Annotated in this window: 15 protein-coding genes and 1 pseudogene; 6 read left to right on the top strand and 10 right to left on the bottom strand. The window is 44.4% G+C overall.

The window, feature by feature from the left end; translation table 11 throughout:
* Positions 1-137 precede the first annotated feature (137 nt).
* Positions 138-626: a GNAT family N-acetyltransferase gene (locus tag LHL20_RS07110; protein ID WP_226432791.1), complete on the top strand. Its 489-nt coding sequence runs from the start codon at positions 138-140 to the stop codon at positions 624-626.
* A gap of 91 nt (positions 627-717) precedes the next feature.
* On the opposite strand, the pseudogene LHL20_RS07105 reads toward LHL20_RS07110, so the two are convergent.
* The 3 genes and pseudogenes from LHL20_RS07105 to LHL20_RS07095 form a co-directional block, all read right to left on the bottom strand.
* Positions 718-1569 (bottom strand): annotated as a pseudogene (locus LHL20_RS07105) (TonB-dependent receptor); the annotation flags it as partial.
* Positions 1570-1598: 29 nt separating this feature from the next.
* Complete coding sequence (locus tag LHL20_RS07100) at positions 1599-2801, bottom strand: TonB-dependent receptor (protein WP_226432790.1); 1203 nt, start codon at positions 2799-2801, stop codon at positions 1599-1601.
* A gap of 445 nt (positions 2802-3246) precedes the next feature.
* Positions 3247-3861: a TetR/AcrR family transcriptional regulator gene (locus tag LHL20_RS07095; RefSeq protein ID WP_226432789.1), complete on the bottom strand. Its 615-nt coding sequence runs from the start codon at positions 3859-3861 to the stop codon at positions 3247-3249.
* Between the two features lie 185 nt (positions 3862-4046).
* On the opposite strand from LHL20_RS07095, the gene LHL20_RS07090 reads away from it, so the two are divergent.
* Together LHL20_RS07090 and LHL20_RS07085 are read left to right on the top strand one after the other, a co-directional pair.
* Positions 4047-5114 carry an efflux RND transporter periplasmic adaptor subunit gene (locus LHL20_RS07090; RefSeq protein ID WP_226432832.1) on the top strand — a complete coding sequence of 356 codons (1068 nt, stop codon included), beginning with the start codon at positions 4047-4049 and terminating at the stop codon, positions 5112-5114.
* A gap of 3 nt (positions 5115-5117) precedes the next feature.
* Positions 5118-8159, top strand: a complete 3042-nt coding sequence (locus tag LHL20_RS07085; protein WP_226432788.1) for an efflux RND transporter permease subunit — start codon at positions 5118-5120, stop codon at positions 8157-8159.
* A gap of 87 nt (positions 8160-8246) precedes the next feature.
* Here the strand turns inward: LHL20_RS07085 and LHL20_RS07080 are convergent, their stop codons facing one another.
* Positions 8247-8666, bottom strand: coding sequence for a CBS domain-containing protein (locus LHL20_RS07080; protein WP_226432831.1), 420 nt, complete (start codon positions 8664-8666; stop codon positions 8247-8249).
* 233 nt (positions 8667-8899) lie between these two features.
* On the opposite strand from LHL20_RS07080, the gene LHL20_RS07075 reads away from it, so the two are divergent.
* The gene (locus LHL20_RS07075; protein ID WP_202265944.1) at positions 8900-9814 is read left to right on the top strand and encodes a LysR family transcriptional regulator; all 915 of its coding nucleotides are present in this window, start codon (positions 8900-8902) and stop codon (positions 9812-9814) included.
* A 7-nt stretch (positions 9815-9821) separates the two neighbouring features.
* Here LHL20_RS07075 and LHL20_RS07070 read toward each other — a convergent pair whose 3' ends face one another.
* Positions 9822-10622, bottom strand: coding sequence for an SDR family NAD(P)-dependent oxidoreductase (locus LHL20_RS07070; protein WP_226432787.1), 801 nt, complete (start codon positions 10620-10622; stop codon positions 9822-9824).
* Between the two features lie 312 nt (positions 10623-10934).
* Here LHL20_RS07070 and asd point away from each other — a divergent pair, with 312 nt between their 5' ends.
* Complete coding sequence (asd, locus tag LHL20_RS07065) at positions 10935-12059, top strand: aspartate-semialdehyde dehydrogenase (protein ID WP_226432786.1); 1125 nt, start codon at positions 10935-10937, stop codon at positions 12057-12059.
* A 39-nt stretch (positions 12060-12098) separates the two neighbouring features.
* Here the strand turns inward: asd and LHL20_RS07060 are convergent, their stop codons facing one another.
* From LHL20_RS07060 to LHL20_RS07050, 3 genes are all read right to left on the bottom strand, one after another.
* Positions 12099-12458 carry a VOC family protein gene (locus LHL20_RS07060; RefSeq protein WP_226432785.1) on the bottom strand — a complete coding sequence of 120 codons (360 nt, stop codon included), beginning with the start codon at positions 12456-12458 and terminating at the stop codon, positions 12099-12101.
* Positions 12459-12549: 91 nt separating this feature from the next.
* Positions 12550-13800, bottom strand: coding sequence for a DEAD/DEAH box helicase (locus LHL20_RS07055; protein ID WP_226432784.1), 1251 nt, complete (start codon positions 13798-13800; stop codon positions 12550-12552).
* Positions 13801-13896: 96 nt separating this feature from the next.
* Positions 13897-14922 carry a 2-dehydropantoate 2-reductase gene (locus LHL20_RS07050; RefSeq protein ID WP_226432783.1) on the bottom strand — a complete coding sequence of 342 codons (1026 nt, stop codon included), beginning with the start codon at positions 14920-14922 and terminating at the stop codon, positions 13897-13899.
* A gap of 198 nt (positions 14923-15120) precedes the next feature.
* Between LHL20_RS07050 and LHL20_RS07045 the strand changes: the two genes are divergently transcribed.
* Positions 15121-16161, top strand: coding sequence for a patatin-like phospholipase family protein (locus tag LHL20_RS07045; RefSeq protein ID WP_226432782.1), 1041 nt, complete (start codon positions 15121-15123; stop codon positions 16159-16161).
* 17 nt (positions 16162-16178) lie between these two features.
* Here the strand turns inward: LHL20_RS07045 and LHL20_RS07040 are convergent, their stop codons facing one another.
* On the bottom strand, positions 16179-16382 hold the full coding sequence (locus LHL20_RS07040) for a helix-turn-helix transcriptional regulator (protein WP_159623035.1): 204 nt from the start codon (positions 16380-16382) through the stop codon (positions 16179-16181).
* On the bottom strand, positions 16375-16863 hold the full coding sequence (locus LHL20_RS07035; RefSeq protein ID WP_226432781.1) for a hypothetical protein: 489 nt from the start codon (positions 16861-16863) through the stop codon (positions 16375-16377). The genes LHL20_RS07040 and LHL20_RS07035 overlap by 8 nt, the downstream gene beginning before the upstream one ends.
* Between the last annotated feature and the right edge of the window lie 132 nt (positions 16864-16995).

The following is a 16995-nucleotide window of genomic DNA, read 5'->3' as shown; positions in this document are numbered from 1 at the left end:
TTCGTATTACCTTTTGAAAATCGGCCTTATTACACGGCCGATTTTTTTTGTAAGAACGTAAATGGTTTGAACCTTCTTTCATTAGACTTCTAGAGCTAAAACCCCTACCCTTTTGAAAAACAACTATTGGACCTTTTATGACTGACACGTTAACGATTAGAAAAGCCACCAGCGACGATGTAGCCCAAATTCGCCAGTTCATTTTAGAGTTAGCTATTTATGAAAAAGCAGAGCATGAGGTTGAAGCAACAGAAGCTGATTTGCACACCACGCTATTTGGCGAAGGCGCAACAGCGCATTGTGTTATTTGCGAAAGTAGCGGCCAGGCAATTGGATTTGCGGTTTACTTTTTCAATTATTCTACGTGGCAAGGTAGAAATGGCCTTTACTTAGAAGACTTGTATGTATCACCCTCGTCACGAGGTCAAGGTGCTGGTAAGGCACTGCTAAAACACCTCGCTAAAATTGCAGTAGATAACAACTGCGGACGCTTTGAATGGAGCGTATTAGATTGGAACAAGCCAGCAATAGATTTTTACGACTCGCTTGGCGCTAAACCCAAAAGCGAATGGCTGGGTTATAGAATGGATGGACAGACCTTGATTGATTTTGCCAACAACGGGTAATTTCAGCAAAGGCTCATGGCCATGACCAACAAAAAAGCCATTCGCAAGCGAATGGCTTTTTTACGTCTATAAACTATCTACATCGCAGATATTAGAACGAACCTACAAGCGACAGTCGTGCATTAATAGGCGCACCTACTGTAGCTTGATGTCGAGAGTGTGCGTTCGGGAAGTACAGCGTATCAGTTAGGTTTTCAATGTTAAGCTGCAAACGCATTTTGTCGCTTAAGTCATAGTATGCCGATGCATCTACACGGGTGTAGCTAGGCAATACTGGCGAGTTTTCTGCCGTTAGAATATAGCTTTCGTCTTGATACGTTGCACCTAAACCGAAACCGAATAGATCATTAACCTGATACGTTGTCCATACAGACAATGTATTTTCTGGTAGTTCACGCAGTTCAACACCATCAGCATTTTCGCCGTCTAGGTTGCTGTAGTTAGCAGTAATGTACCATTTGTCAGTCAGGTTGCCTTGGAATTGAAGTTCAAAACCCGATACGTCAGAGTCTACTTCTACAAAACCTTCTGGATCGTTTGGATCGTTATCTAGTGATTTTTGCTCATTTTCAAAAATTGCTGCAGTGAAGCTTAAGCCTTGCGCAAAATCCCATTTCACACCAATTTCTTGGTTAGTGAACGTATCTGGGTCTAGTTGGTTAGCATCGCCATTGATATTTGCGTATTGCTCACCACTTCGCGGTAAGAACGACTCGCTGTAGCTTGCATAAATTGAGATATTTTCTTGTGGTTTGTATACAAGACCAGCACGTGGTGATACTTCTTCGTCTTTGCGATTACGTGTTTCTAACACCGCTGGACGTGCATCGAACACTTCAATATCGAAGCTATCGAAACGCGCGCCGATAACAACATCAAAGTTATCTGATAGAGCAATTTCGTCTTGTACGTAGAAAGAGTAAACGTCCAAGTCTACATGGGTGTCATCGTTAAGCGCTGAGAATGAGGTTGTTACTGTCTCACCGTCCGCATTAGTCCTGTAAGGCCTCTAAAGCTTAATGGGCGCTCTACCGCAAAACGCTCTTTATCGTTGCCAGTTGAATCAAATACTGGATTGAAACGATCTTGGTTAGACTTAGTATTGATAACTTCACCACCAAAAATCACGGTATGCTCAAAACTACCCGTTTCAAACTCACCTACCAAGTTAGCCGATAAAATCAGGTTTTCGCGCTGTGTAGTATCAATGTAACCATCTAGCGTAGCAACATTGGTTTGCGCATCGAAATCAGCAGCGTAAAAGTTTGCGTAAACTTTGTCGTAATCGCCGTAAAATGCGTTGAAGTTACCTTTCAGGTTGTCTGAAAATCTGTGCTGAAGGTTTGCGCGAAATACGTCAGCATCAAGTGTTTGATAGTTATTTTCCGGATCGCCAAACACAATATCTTCAAACGCTTCAACTGGTTCGCCATTGGCACCTGTTGGAATACCACGGTCAATAAAACGCTCGTGATCAATATACTCGTAAGACAAATCAACAATAGTATTATCGCTAAGTTCTAAGCGTGCTGTAGGGTTGAAGCCATAACGGTCGCCATCGTAAAAATCACGGTGATTTTCTAAACTTTCGTACATAGCGTTGATGCGAACTGCTGATTCATCGCCCGTATCGATATTGGTGTCTAGTTGCAGGTTGTAAGCGCCAAAGGTATTGGCAGATACATTGTAATTTACAAACTGCTCGCCGGTTTTCGCTTTCTTAGATACGCGGTTTAAAATACCCCCTGTACCACCACGGCCGAAAAGCAACGCGTTTGGACCACGCAAAATTTCCACCTGTTCTACATTGTAGAGTGCACGGTAGTATTGAACGTCGTCTCGGTTACCATCTAGATAGAAATCTGCTGTTGAACGCACACCACGAAACACAACAGAGTCACGGTGACCTTCACCCTGTGACGTGTTTACACCTGGTGTGTAATCAATGATCTGACCAATGCTGGTAATACCGCGAGCTGTAATCTCTTCAGACGTCATAATTGATAAACTTTGTGGTACATCAATAATTGGCGTGGGGCTCTTGATTGAGTTTGATTGGTTTACAGAAAGGTACTGACCATTAATCGTTACTCTTTCGATATCTTCTACATCAACTGCCAGCGCAACTGGGCTTAACAATACTGCCGTAGCGATACTCGTAAGTTTAAATTTCAATGTCTATCTCCGTGTGTTCAAACAGGTCTTATATTTTGGGTAAACGGCAAAGTGGCAAATAGCATAGAGAACTAGTGCTCTGAAAAGCTGGCGCTTTACCCAACAAGTTAAGTGCTAATAAGAATCGTTGTCATTTTCGGTTGAGATGATATAGAAAAATGAAGCTGTTGACGAGAGGCAAAGTAAGTTTTTTTGAATGTTGTTTTTATTTTTACTTTATTGCGCAATAAATAAGCGTGTAAAAAGACAATATATGGTTAAAAGTGGCGGTTTACAGAAAAACGCGCAACGACTCGCACACAACTCAAGCCGTTATGATGACGCATTGTGAAAGGAAAAAGCCTTTATATTGTGCTCTTAAGCGCTGTGAGTGAGTTTAGATATAGAGATGTGAGTTAAGCGGGTCGACCTTTGCCTTACGTTTTAATAGCGAAGGTCAAACACATTAGGAAATTGCATAGCGGCACAGGATGAGTGCTGCGGTATTGTCTGCGACACGCTGTTTGTCCTTGTCGCTTAGGGCATCTTCAATTTTAAACAACTGCGGCCAAAAACACTGGCCCTTTACTAAGCTGTCAATCTCTTCAACTACCCTGTCTAATTCGTCGAAGCGCATTTTGCCGTCTGCTTTGGCATCTTTTAACCAACGATGCATTGCGGTTTCTTGTGCCTTAAGTTGGGCAACTTCATCTTTAAGCTTTTCTGGCTCGTAAAAGAAGTGGCCTATAGCTACGCGCGCAAGTTCAAGATGGGTTTCGCTGGCCATAAACTCAATGTCTTGCAAGATAAGATCACGTAATTGTTCATCTAGTGCTATTGCACTGTCATACCGCGTGGTGACGTTTAAAATAGCACTTTGCCACTGCTGTGTGACCAAGTACATGACCAACTCATCTTTTGTCGAAAAGTGATTATACACAGTACGCTTTGATACATTGGCCAGTTCTGCCAGTTTATCCATACTCGTGCCGTTCACGCCATATTCCTGAAAAGCCTGCGTAGCAGCCTGAATAATAGCTTCTCGTTTCAAGTCACTGCGCGTTCGGGTATTGCCTGTCATAAAAGGTACTCGTATTTATCTTGTCCGCCATTTTACACCGAACAGTTTACTTTTCAAAGCGCCCACATTAAAATGCACTCACCAGTTTACTTTAGACATTTATGACGTCGACGTTATCAAATGCCTAATGCGTTTACTATCAATACTATTTTCACTTTACTAATGGATTACATACGCCCATGTCCATGAAACGATTTCCTCTTGTGCTCATGTTGAGCGTCTTCAGTGCAATTACGCTTACTGCTTGTACGTCTGAAAAAACCGTTGAACAGACGGAAAATACACCTCGATACGTCAAGTTAGCCGCAATAGAAACCATCCCTAACTTTGATGAGTTTACCTTTCCCGCTGTGGTATCTGCGGTAAAAACCGTTGACCTTAGTTTTGAAGTGTCGGGCCGCTTAACACAAACTGACTTGGTGACAGGCAGTGATATCACCAAAGGCACGCTACTAGCCTCAATTGATAGAAAACCCTTTGAGAGACGAGTGGAACAGTCAAAAACGCGCTTAGAGCAAGCTAAAAGAGAACTTGATCGCATTGAAAAAATGTTTGCCCAAAAGCTGGTGGCACAAAGTGCGCTTGATTCAGCCATGACATCATACGAGTTAGCGGTAATCGATTTAAAAAACGCTGAACAAGATCTTAGCTACACAGAGTTATACGCTCCCTTTGACGCCAAGGTATCTCAGCGACTGGTAGAAAATAACAGTTTTGTAAAATCAGGTACCGCAATTGCGCGCTTGCAAGATGTATCAAAAATTTATTTCAATATTAATGTGCCCGAGCGTTTGCTTACTGCCAATATTGGCAGAGGCATAAAAGAAGCCAGTGCCACACTCGCCACTAATAGACGTCAGTGGTACCCCGTTCAATACGTTGAGCACTCAACGCAACCTGACCCTGTATCGCAAACTTATGAAGTCGTGTTTGCGATGGCACCAAGAGATGAATTACCGCTAACCCCAGGTGCGCGCGCCGTGGTTAAAGTGAGCTTGCAAGGGACGCTGTATCCAGATGGCGTAGTTGTACCTGTAAAAGCGCTAGTTGGCGATGAGAACAACGGTTTCGCGGTTTGGCTTTACGACGACAAAACCCAACAGGTTTCAAAGCAATCAATTAGTGTGAAACATATCGAAAACAGTCTTGCCATTATTGAAGGCAATGTGCAGTTGGGTCAGCAAGTAGTGGCTGCAGGCGCTGCGCAAATGCGAAACGGTATGAAAGTGCTTCCTTACAAGGGAGAGAAGTAGTTTATGGATATTGCACGTTATTCCATAGATAAACCCGTCAACGTATGGCTAATGGTCGTTATACTGCTGCTTGGTGGCATGCTGGCAATGACTAAAATTGGCCGACTTGAAGACCCAGCCTTTACTATTAAGCAAGTAAAAGTGTACACATCCTACCCTGGTGCAAGTGCTGAAAAAGTTGAGCGGGAAGTCACTGAGCGATTGGAAATTGCTATTCAACAAATGCCACAATTAAAAGAAGTCACTTCTGTTTCTTCGCCGGGTCGTTCTGAAATTACCGTCGAGGTAAAAAGTACCTACGATAGCCATTTACTGCCTCAAATTTGGGACGAGTTAAGAAAGCGCCTTCGCGATACTACACCGTCGTTACCAGCAGGTGCACAAGAGCCTGTGGTATTTGACGATTTTGGCGATGTTTATGGCTTGTATTATGCGCTGAGCGCTCCTGATTTCGACACGAGAGAACTTCGCGAATTTGCCCGCATTATTCGCCGTGATCTACTTACTACGGAAGGTGTCGCTAAAGTCAATGTTACCGGTGTTCAAAAAGAACAAATTGTTGCCTACATTAATCCCTATCAACTTGCTGGCTTGGGAATTTCATTTCCCGACCTCGCCTCACTGTTTCAAGACAATCTTCGTCCGTTTAATGGTGGTCGGGTAAAAGTTGATGAAAAAAATGTGCGTATTGTCGTTGAACGCGCGCCTGACAGATTAGAAGAAATATCAAACCTGTCATTGGTAGTTCCGGGTACCAACCGTTCCATTCGCGTTGCGGATGTTGCGACATTAAAACTAGAACCCGCGGATATTCAACCTATTTTAGTCCGCTACAATGGTGAGGAAGCATTAACACTAAGTGTTTCTGCCCTAACCGATGTGAACATTGTAGATGTTGGTAACCGTGTTAATGCCAAAGTCGATGCGCTATTAAAACAGCTCCCTATTGGGATAACTCTGACACCTATTTACGATCAAGCCGCAGTGGTTGATGAGTCGGTTGATGGCTTTATCAATAACCTCGTAATGTCGGTAGCAGTCGTAACGCTTACTCTGTGTTTATTCATGGGGTGGCGCTCAGGTATTGTCGTTGGAAGTGTATTGCTTGTGACGGTATTAGGCACCATTTTAATAATGTGGCTAATGGATATTCAACTACAGCGCATTTCATTAGGTGCCATGGTCATTGCCATGGGTATGTTGGTTGACAACGCTATTGTTGTTGCCGAAGGTATGATGCTAAGAATGGCGACAGGTGCTACGGCCAAAGAAGCAGCCAGCTTTATTGTAAAGCGCACGCAGTGGCCGCTACTTGGCGCCACGGTAATCGGTATTGCTGCCTTCTCGGGCATTGGTTTGTCTAACGATGCAACTGGCGAATTTCTTTACTCATTATTCGCCGTGGTGTTGGTGTCACTCATGATTAGCTGGGTATTGGCCGTGACATTAGTTCCCGTGTTAGGTGCGCAATTCTATAAAAAAGGCATGAGCCAAGCCTCCGACGCTTCACCTTCATTGATGCAACGCTGGTTCAAAAATGCGCTCGTTGGTGCATTGAAGCTTCGCTGGGTAACTATTGGTGTGTTGGTACTTATTACTGTAGTTGCTTATGGCAGCTTTGGCATGGTGAAGCAAGGGTTCTTCCCTCCTTCAAACGCGCCGTTGTTTTTTGTGCATTATTGGGGGCCGCAAGATCGGGATATTCGCGCAACGGAAGCTATCGCCAAAGAAGCGGAACAACGTATTCTCGAGTTAGACAATGTAACGGCTGTGACAACGTTTATCGGTCAGGGAGCAGACCGTTTTACCCTGACCTACGCGCCGAAAAGTGCGAATGAAAACTATGCGTTTTTTATGGTACGAGCTAACGCGCTTGAGAACATTCCAGCAATTCAACAAGCGTTGTCTGGCAGACTCAATAGTCTAGATCTAGACGCTAATTTTTACATGGAGCGTATGCAGTTTGGCCCAGGAGCAGGCGCTAAGTTAGAAGCGCGTTTTTCTGGCCCAGATACCGAGGTACTGCGCACCCTCGCCGAACAAGCAAAAACGCTACTATTTGAGGACGGACAAGTCATTGACATACGTCACAACTGGCGTGAAAAAGGCTTTGCTATTAATACGCAGTACGATAACTACAATGCAGGTATTGCAGGGGTTTCGCATTCTGACTTTAGCCAAACCGTACAATACGCAAGTAGTGGCGTACGTTTAGGCACGGTTCAGGACGGCGATTATGCGTATAGCATTATTGCAAAAATGGGTAATAGCGATGATAGCGAGCTTCAGTCTATTCGCGAATCGCAGGTCTGGTCTACACAACAGCGACAATACATCCCATTTACGCAGGTATCACAAGGCCTGGAGCTCATGACTGAAGAAATGCGCATTCACAGAAAAGATCGCGTGCGCACCATAACCGTTGAAGCTGAGCCGGGCGAAAATGAAACGGCGGCAAAAGCCCTTGCGCGTATTCGACCAGTTATCGAAGGTATTGCTTTACCCCCGGGCTATTCACTTGAATGGGGTGGTGAATTTGAGAGCTCTAGCGAAGCGCAACAGGCGCTAGGAGCAGGCCTGCCAGCAGGCTTCCTAGTAATGTTCATTATCTCTGTTTTGCTTTTTGGTCATGCACGTCAGCCCCTTATCATCTGGCTTGTGGTACCCATGGCAATTGTGGGTGTGGTGACCGGATTATTGTCAACCGACATGCCGTTTGGTTTTATGTCTTTACTGGGTTTCTTGAGCCTGTTTGGCATGCTCATTAAAAACGCCATCGTACTTATTGAAGAAATCGACCTTCAAATTGAAGAAGGGCTGGTTATTCACAAGGCCATTGTTGAAGCAACGTTAAGTCGTGTTCGTCCTGTGGCGTTAGCGGCTGTGACTACCATACTTGGCATGGCGCCGTTGCTGTTTGATGCGTTCTTTGCCGACATGGCGGTGACCATTATGGGCGGGCTTGCCTTTGCGACAGTGCTAACCCTAATTGCAGTACCGGTCCTCTATAGCTTGATGTTTAAAGCCAGTTATCGCAACAATTAACCACGCTATTAGCAAGCGAAAAGAGAGTGACCTTTACTGAAGCTGTTTCTGTAAAGGTCACGCTTTCTATTTGTTATCAGTCATTCTCTAACGTTTCGATTGCACTCGCTGCTGCATGAACTGCATTACATCACGCCAAGACACCATGCCTACAGGTCGATTTTTATCGTCTACAATTGGAATACATGAAATTTTGTTACTGTTAAACAGCTCGATTGCATTCACAATAGTATCGTGAGGCTCAAGTGTGATGACCTCTCGCGTCATTATTTGATGCGCTTTCTTATCCAAGGTCGCCCGGTCCAACATTCGCTCACTAATGGTATCTACAAAAGGACTGACTGCTTTCATCAAATCACGATCTGAAATAATACCTTTGAGCTCGTTATCATGCACTACGACGAGATGATGAAACCCAGTCGCGGCAAATAGTTCTCTGAGCGACTGCAAGCTGTCATCCATATGCACACTGACTACGCGTTTAGACATGATGTTAGCAACACCCATCACCTACCCCACTCTTATGGTTTGCCATTATTAGGCCATTGCTTACGAGAAAAAGCCTTTTTGATGAGCATAGAAATGTGAAACTCAAAACGCAAGTACATCGCTTTTATAAGCCCTTTAATGAAGGGTTAAAGAAAGTGAGTCGTTTGCATCACAACCAGAATATTAGGTGTTTTATCAATGAGAATTGGGTTATAACGTAAGGAATTATGTAGAGCATGTTGAAAACTCTTATGAATATTGAGCACCTAAAGCTCTTTGTGCGCATTGCGAGCACTTCAAATATTAGTCTTGCAGGGCGAGAACTTAACATATCTCCTGCGGTGGCTAGCGCACACATTGGTAAGCTTGAAGATACATTGGGTGTAAGGCTTGTGCATCGTACAACACGCAAAGTGTCGTTAACCGATGAAGGGCAGTTATTTTTACCCCATGCTCAAGAAGTGCTAGACAGTATAGAAACGGCCCAAGCGGCCGTTGGTACTGGCGCGCGAACGCCTCAGGGTACACTAAGAGTCACCGCTCCAGCGTCGTTTGGGCGCATGCACCTTGTACCAGCCATACATGAGTTTTTGGCTAAGTACCCAAAACTGAATATCGATTTTCGTTTTAGTGACAGCATTTTAGACGTCGTAGATGGTGGTTTTGACGTGGCCATTCGAGATGCAGAACTTAAAGACTCCAACCTGCATGCGAAAAAACTGACTGACGATAAGCGCATTATTGTTGCCTCGCCAGAGTACCTAAAGAAACACGGAGAACCTAAAACGCCAAATGACCTGAAAGAGCATATGGCGGTCAACTTGCCAGCGCTTGACGTTTGGGAATTCAAAACAGGTAACAGCGTTACCTCTATAAAGACTAAAAGCCGGGTGCGCATGGACAATGGTGAAGCCGTGCGAGATGCCTGCGTGGCAGGCTGCGGTCTTACACTTACTGCGACATGGTGTAGCTATGAAAATATAGCTCGTGGTGAACTGGTGCAGGTATTAAAAGACTATCCCGTCGCAACAGACTGTGCCCTTTGGGCCGTGTATCCCAGTAATAGGCTGCTCGCCCCAAAGGTGCGCGCATTCATTGATTTTCTTGCAGAGCGTTTTAGCGGCACACCTTATTGGGATAAAAAGCTTATCGGTATGATTCAATAATCACGCGCTAGTTTTTCGCGATTATCGCTTCAATGGTATTAATAAGCTGCTGGCGGTTATCTGCGCTCATCGCAAATTGATGTGGTGTTGCAAAAACGCCATGATCGTTATCGAAATACTCTCCACAGACATTCTCAAATTGTGAAGAGAGAGCTGCGTCAACGAATATGCTTGCCCCCAGTTTTAAATCGCCGCCGGCTATTCCATAAGCTTCTTTCACCATTTTACTGCCAAGAAGCGACTTGGGGTTAACCGAGACAAAACGCGGCCCACTCTGTGCGTGGCGTTCACCAAGAGACATTGTCCACATGGTAATAGCCAATTTACTTTGTGCATAAGCCTGCGCATCGGATAAAAGTACCTCTCCTCGTAGCGCGTCAAAATTCACGGCCGCTTGAGCAGCAGAAGATACATTTACCACACGGCCAGACGGGGGAATACGCTTCAATACACCTAGAGTGAGCATATAAGGGGCGATGGTATTTACCATGAACCGCACGTCTAACCCTGATTGCGTTAGCGAGTTTGCAATATTAAATACACCCGCGTTATTTATTACTACATCGATACGCTCGTAACGGTTATTCACTGTATCAACAAGTGCCCTTACCTCATCGAAACTCGACAAGTCTGCGCAAAGCGTATCGACGTTTGCTTTTGGATAAGTACTTAATAGTGTCTTTTTTACATTTGCTAACTTTACTTTGCTGCGCCCATGTATAATAACCTCAAGGCCCCGCTGTAAGAACATTTTCGCGGTTTCAAAGCCAATTCCATCTGTTGCGCCAGTAATTAAAACGGTTTTCATAACAATACCTAAGCTGTGTTTTGCTGCTTTTAATGAGCCGCATAGAACCAAGTGAATATAGAGCATGGTAACAAGATGTTGCCAAACAGATAATGTTCATAATTTTTGAATCAGTATCAACGGAATCTATAAACTGAAACCGATTCAAAAATTTACTTATATCGAGAAAGGAATATTTATAAAAACCACCTAGCCACTGCACAGAATTAGGCTTAGACTGCGAAGATAAATATAAAAACGACAGGTATTGTGCAGGTAATTAGCTAAATTACTTGCTTGCTTATCATTTTAGAAACAAGGGTTCTCAGTTTAATGTCACAACAAAAAGTAGGTCTAGTGGGCTGGCGCGGTATGGTTGGCTCAGTATTAATGCAGCGCATGCAAGAAGAGCAGGATTTTGCGCACATTGAGCCCACCTTTTTCACTACCTCTCAAAAAGGTAGTGCAGCACCAGATTTTGCAGGCAAAGATGCTGGTGTACTTGAAGATGCGTTCGATATCGACGCACTATCAAAACAAGATATTATTATTACCTGCCAAGGTGGAGACTACACCAAAGCGGTTTACGCCGATTTGCGCGCGACGGGCTGGAAAGGCTACTGGATAGATGCAGCATCAGCCCTGCGTATGAAAGACGACGCCGTTATTATACTCGACCCAGTAAATCGAAAAGAAATTGATAACGGCATGGCAAACGGCATACGCACGTATGTCGGCGGTAACTGCACTGTTTCACTTATGCTACTGGCGCTTGGCGGCTTGTTTGAGAAAGATCTTGTCGAGTGGGCATCACCTATGACCTATCAAGCAGCGTCGGGCTCTGGTGCAAAACACATGCGCGAGCTGATAAGCCAAATGGGTGCTATTCACAGCAACGTGAAAGATAAAATTGATGATCCAGCTACGGCCATTTTAGACATTGACCAACAAGTTGCCGAATTTATTCGCAGTAACGAATATCCAAGTGACCAGTTTGGCGTGCCACTAGCAGGCAGTCTTATTCCTTACATTGATTCGCAGCTTCCTTCAGGTCAAAGCCGCGAAGAGTGGAAGGCACAGGCAGAAGCTAACAAGATTTTAGGCACATCATACGGTGAAGTACCTATCGACGGTATTTGTGTACGTGTAGGTGCTATGCGTTGTCACAGCCAAGCCATTACCTTAAAGCTGAAAAAAGACTTAAGTGTAACGGAAATAGAGCAAATCCTAGCCCAGCATAATGATTGGGTGAAAGTCGTGCCCAATGACCGCGACGCCACTATGCAAGAGCTTACTCCAGCGAAAGTAACTGGGACCTTGTCTATTCCTGTAGGTAGAATTCGCAAACTGACCATGGGGCCTGAATATATTTCGGCGTTTACTGTGGGCGACCAACTACTTTGGGGTGCCGCTGAACCGCTTCGCAGAATGCTCAGAATTGTTCTAGAACAAGCTTAATACACAGCAAAACGCCCCAGACATGGGGCGTTTTTTATGCTAGTTATCAGACTCTGACCACACCGCTAGTTCATTACCGCCTGGCTCGATAAAATGGAAACGACAACCGCCTGGAAATGAGAAAATCGGCTTACAGATAACGCCACCAGCCTGCTCAACCTTTGCTTGAGTGTTGCTAATATTTGCAGAGTAAAATACCAACAGCGGTGCACCGTTTTGCGCTTGTGTAACCCTGTCACTTGAAAATATTCCGCCGTCGAGGCCCGCATTTGAAAACGCACTGTATTCACTGCCGTAATCTATAAACTCCCAGTTAAAAACATCACTAAAAAACTGTTTTGACGCGGATAAGTTTAGCGATGCAAATTCGACGTAGTTAAGCTTTACGTTTTCTTCCATGACACATCCTTTGATTGATTCAATCCACGTTTCAAAAATAGCGTATCTGAAGCAAATTACCAAGCACCAAAAACGGTGATTTTTTCTTATGCTAGCGACGGCGAGGGCGACCCTTTTTAGCCTTGTTGTTTGTTTTTAGGCCAAGTGCTTGGGCGCGCAGGTTTTTCTTTGAAGACTTGCGTTTAACGTTATTCGATGGCTCTTGTGCATCGGGGTTAGGTTCAAACCCTTCTTGCCACTGTAATAAAAAATGCGCTGAAGTAAGCTTTTCAATGTCAGCCAAGAGGTATTTTTCTCTATGCGATACGAGCGACACTGCCAAGCCTGCATTACCGGCGCGGCCAGTTCGCCCAATTCGATGAATATAGTCTTCGGCATTGTAAGGAAGTTCAAAGTTGATCACATACTGCAACTGGTCAATATCTAGGCCTCTAGCCGCAACGTCGGTTGCGACAAGCACTCTCACTTTACCTGTTTTGAAATCTTCCAAACCGCGATCACGGGCCCCTTGAGACTTGTCACCATGAATGGGTGCCGTGCTGATCCCATCTTTTTTTAGCTCTTTGGCAAGGTCATCTACCGCTTGTTTGGTGCGCGTAAATATAAGTACCTGATGCCAATTATTCGCGCCAATTAAAAAGGCCGTTAGCGCAGCTTTACGTTGACTGTCCACTTCGTAAAAGCGCTGTTCAATTTGTGTAGCCGTCGCGTTTCGCTGTGCTACTTCAATAAGCTTTGGCTGGTTTAGCATTGTTTTACTTAAAGCGAACACTTCATCATTAAACGTAGCCGAGAAAAATAGTGTCTGAATGCCCTCAGGCAAGCGCTTAAGAATACGCGTAATATCAGTGATAAAGCCCATATCTAGCATACGGTCGGCCTCATCTAGCACCAGTGTTGTTAGGTTATTAAGGTCAATAAACTCTTTTATAACAAGTTCGAGTAAACGTCCTGGCGTTGCGACAAGCACATCACAGCCTTCACTCAATGCGGCAAGTTGTGGATTTATACTGGCACCGCCATAGGCTGCAACGGTATTTAAATTTAGACCTTCGCTATAGCGCACGAAACTTTGGTGCACTTGCTGAGCAAGCTCTCTCGTAGGCGTTAACACCAACACGCGAATGTCACTATTTGCTTCCTTTTGGGCAGTAATACGGTGAATTAGCGGCAGCGCAAAAGCGGCAGTTTTCCCAGTTCCCGTTTGCGCACCAGCCATCACGTCATGACCTGCAAGAACCTGTGGAATTGCTGCTTGCTGGATAGGCGTTGGGTCTTCATAACCTAATGCATCAAGAGTAGTTAGTAGATTTGCCTGCAAACCTAAGGTTGAAAAACCCATAAAAATACCGCTATTTGAAATTGAAAACGCGTCATTATAACACTGTATAAGGCTGAGGCGGCATGTACCTTGTTTTCATGTCTTATCAGCCGTGTGTCACATGAGCTGAGCAGGTAACAACATTGGACTACCTTTTTTCTTGCGCTCGGCGTCTTTCACTAACGCTACAATTTTACTGTTTACCGGCGTACTGATACCGCTTAGTCGACCGAGCCGCTCTATTTCACCGTTCAAAAAATCAATTTCGGTTCGTCTACCCAGCGCTAAGTCTTCATACATTGACGAACGCGCTTGTGGGTCAATTTTAAGCGTAGAAGCCGCAACAATTTGGAACAGTGTATTAGGAAGAACCATGATAGTTGGCATTAGTTTCGGGATAACCTTCCCCGTTCTTGCCACAGTGATGCCATGTGCCTTAAACACGTGAAGGGCTTCTTTGAGTACTTTGGCCATTACTAAGCGATAAGCTCTATTCCCAAGCTGCTGCTTTAGGGGGATTCCAGAAAGCGCATTTACTGCATTGTTCAAGTTCATGATCAGTTTTCCGTACTGAACTGCAGTTATATCGTCATACACGGTGACATGTAGCAAGGCTTTGTTAAACTTCTCAAGCAAACTGCCGCATGTTCCGTCTTTATCTTCAATGGCTAAATTACCTTCTGTGCCACAATGAAAATGTCCTTTTCCTTCGTAGAAGACATTGAATGGCACCATTCCTTTGATGACTTTCTGCGACAAGGTCTTTGCGAGAACATCGCCGTTAGTAACGCCATTTTGAAAACTCACAATCACCGCATTTGGGTTAGCATGCGCTTGAATAAGCGTTGCAGCCTCTTGTGTATCTTGGCTTTTGACACACAGTAGAATGAAGTCGGCCGATGCGAGAGCATCATTCGTTACCGAAAAATTCACAACGGCTGAATCGACGAAGACATCCCTACCTTGCCAATCTGTAAGCGTTAGGCCATTTTTTGAAATGTCATTTTGAAGTCGTTCTCGACCTATGAAGGTCAATGAGCTAGACAACTCGGGGTTACCAGCAAGTAAGCATCCTCCGAGATAGCAACCTATGCTTCCCGCCCCTAAGATCACAATATTGCTTGCGTTGTTACCTTTACTCATTGCTTCTCGCATGTACTGCTAAGCGCCTTTATGTTCGTGCGCTGATTTAATACCTTAACACTACATTTACAAATAAATGACTGGTAGTACAGGTTTTTCAATCACGCTGATTCAAACTTTCAATTTTCGCCGTTTTTTCTAACGCTTTACTATAGCGCAAGGTAGTTAATAAATTAGTGGGTTGCGCGAGGTTTTCCAATGTCAGGTTATTCATCATCCAACGTGGTAACACTTAGTGGTAGTCAGGCAACTAAGGTAGCCTTGGTTGCCGAAGGTGGTGGACAACGTGGTATTTTCACTGCAGGTGTATTAGATACATGGCTTGAAAACAATTACGACCCATTTGATATTCTAATTGGCACGTCTGCTGGCTCTCAAAACCTTACTAGTTATGTTGCGCGCCAAAAAGGGTACGCAAAGCGTCTTATCCGTGGCCTTACTCGCCACAAACGCTTTTTTCAACTAGGTCGAGCGCTAACAGGTAAGCACATTGTCGACTTAGATTGGTACTTTGATAAAACCAGAGAGGCCAAGCGTTTGCTTGACTTCGACACCGCATTAGAAAATGTACACGGTAGAGAAATATTATTTACTGCCACTAACGTACGTGACAGAAAAGCGTACTACCTTAACCCACTCACAAGCCAAAACGCATGGGTGGATTTAATTAAGGCATCGAGCGCATTGCCTATGTTATACAAACAGGGCGTGCCGCTTACCACCTTTCACGAGTACGATGTTAATGCCGCAAATACTGACTTTTACTTAGACGGCGGATTAGCTGCACCGCTTCCCGTAATAGAAGCCTATGAGCGTGGTGCGCGTAAGATTGTTGTTATTCGTACAGTGGATAGCAGTTTTCAAGCCCAATCAGTTTGGTTACAGCGGCTAAGTACCGTTATGTGCGCGACGGGACAATGCCCAAAAACAATCGATTATTTGCTTCAGCATGAACGCGCCTATCAAAAAGCGCTAGCATTTATTGAAAATCCGCCTGAAGACGTCGAAATAGTACAAATATTCGCTGAACAGAAGTTACAGAGTAAGTTGCTGGGCAGTAGTGATGCAGAACTTAAGCACGACTATAAACTGGGTCTCAAGGCAGGAGAACACTTCTTGCAATCACAACCCGAGGTATCTAGCGATTTCACAACAAACAAGGTTCGTTCGTTGTTAGCATCAAATGGTGCTACAGGTGGGCAAAATCAACCAAAGCGTACGACATTGTCGTACGCTTAATGTAAGTCGCAGGCTGCTCAACGCAACTCGAACATGTGCTCAACAGGTACATCAAAGTATTTCGCTATTTTAAGCGCAATGACCACAGATGGCGTGAAGCGCCCAGTTTCTACCGTGCTAATTGTTTTGCGAGAAACCCCTATTGCATCAGCCAGTTCTTGCTGAGAGACTTTATGCTGCAACCTAAACTTGTGGATGTGGTTGTCTAACTCCTCATTCATTTAGGTCTTCCTCTCGCAGTTTCGCCACAATAGTGCCACCGTGCACTAAAAATGCGACGCTCACTAACAGTTGAACAACAGTGTTAAGCGGCAGTGGAGAAACAAGCGCTTTAAACCACATATCACTACCAAAAAAGCCAATGATAATGCCGCCGTACATCATAATGTGACAGGTAATTCGCAAACTTGTACCACTTACAAAGTCAACGTATTCGTCATTGAATTTTAGCGTCCAAAACCCGACTCTATTGAGGTTTCTTGTGTATTTAAACGACCTAATGCACAGTGTGATCACCGCTGTTAGCGCAACTAATGTTCCACCACCAAGTACCCACTCCCAAGCAGTACCCTGACCGATGTTGGCATTTGACAATGCGGTAAAAAACAAAATAAAAGCCACAGCAATACTCGATTGCCCTATCAAAGACAGGTAGTCCTCTTCCATTGCTGCTGTTACTTCAGAAGGTGAAGTGTGTGTCATAAATTAAATCCTTTGCGTAGTTCGCACGGTAAATGCGACAAACTAAAAAAGTAAAACGTTATATCGAGCCATGGCATAGTGGGAAACCGTCGGTTCTATGATACCTAAACCAACCATATGTAACCCTTAGGT

This window comes from Alteromonas sp. McT4-15 (assembly GCF_020515205.1).
Classification (GTDB): domain Bacteria; phylum Pseudomonadota; class Gammaproteobacteria; order Enterobacterales; family Alteromonadaceae; genus Alteromonas.
The sequence above is the reverse complement of the archived record's forward strand: the minus strand, read 5'-3'. Positions and strand labels throughout refer to the sequence as shown.

Bases quoted from the DNA above. Each gene is read 5' to 3' on its own strand.
- LHL20_RS07080 (WP_226432831.1), bottom strand. From the start codon at position 8,666: ATGGGTGTTGCTAACATCATGTCTAAACGCGTAGTCAGTGTGCATATG.
- LHL20_RS07035 (WP_226432781.1), bottom strand. From the start codon at position 16,863: ATGACACACACTTCACCTTCTGAAGTAACAGCAGCAATGGAAGAGGAC.
- LHL20_RS07075 (WP_202265944.1), top strand. From the start codon at position 8,900: ATGAATATTGAGCACCTAAAGCTCTTTGTGCGCATTGCGAGCACTTCA.
- LHL20_RS07060 (WP_226432785.1), bottom strand. From the start codon at position 12,458: ATGGAAGAAAACGTAAAGCTTAACTACGTCGAATTTGCATCGCTAAAC.
- LHL20_RS07110 (WP_226432791.1), top strand. From the start codon at position 138: ATGACTGACACGTTAACGATTAGAAAAGCCACCAGCGACGATGTAGCC.
- LHL20_RS07050 (WP_226432783.1), bottom strand. From the start codon at position 14,922: ATGAGTAAAGGTAACAACGCAAGCAATATTGTGATCTTAGGGGCGGGA.
- LHL20_RS07095 (WP_226432789.1), bottom strand. From the start codon at position 3,861: ATGACAGGCAATACCCGAACGCGCAGTGACTTGAAACGAGAAGCTATT.
- LHL20_RS07085 (WP_226432788.1), top strand. From the start codon at position 5,118: ATGGATATTGCACGTTATTCCATAGATAAACCCGTCAACGTATGGCTA.
- LHL20_RS07070 (WP_226432787.1), bottom strand. From the start codon at position 10,622: ATGAAAACCGTTTTAATTACTGGCGCAACAGATGGAATTGGCTTTGAA.
- LHL20_RS07040 (WP_159623035.1), bottom strand. From the start codon at position 16,382: ATGAATGAGGAGTTAGACAACCACATCCACAAGTTTAGGTTGCAGCAT.
- LHL20_RS07055 (WP_226432784.1), bottom strand. From the start codon at position 13,800: ATGGGTTTTTCAACCTTAGGTTTGCAGGCAAATCTACTAACTACTCTT.
- LHL20_RS07090 (WP_226432832.1), top strand. From the start codon at position 4,047: ATGAAACGATTTCCTCTTGTGCTCATGTTGAGCGTCTTCAGTGCAATT.
- asd (WP_226432786.1), top strand. From the start codon at position 10,935: ATGTCACAACAAAAAGTAGGTCTAGTGGGCTGGCGCGGTATGGTTGGC.
- LHL20_RS07045 (WP_226432782.1), top strand. From the start codon at position 15,121: ATGTCAGGTTATTCATCATCCAACGTGGTAACACTTAGTGGTAGTCAG.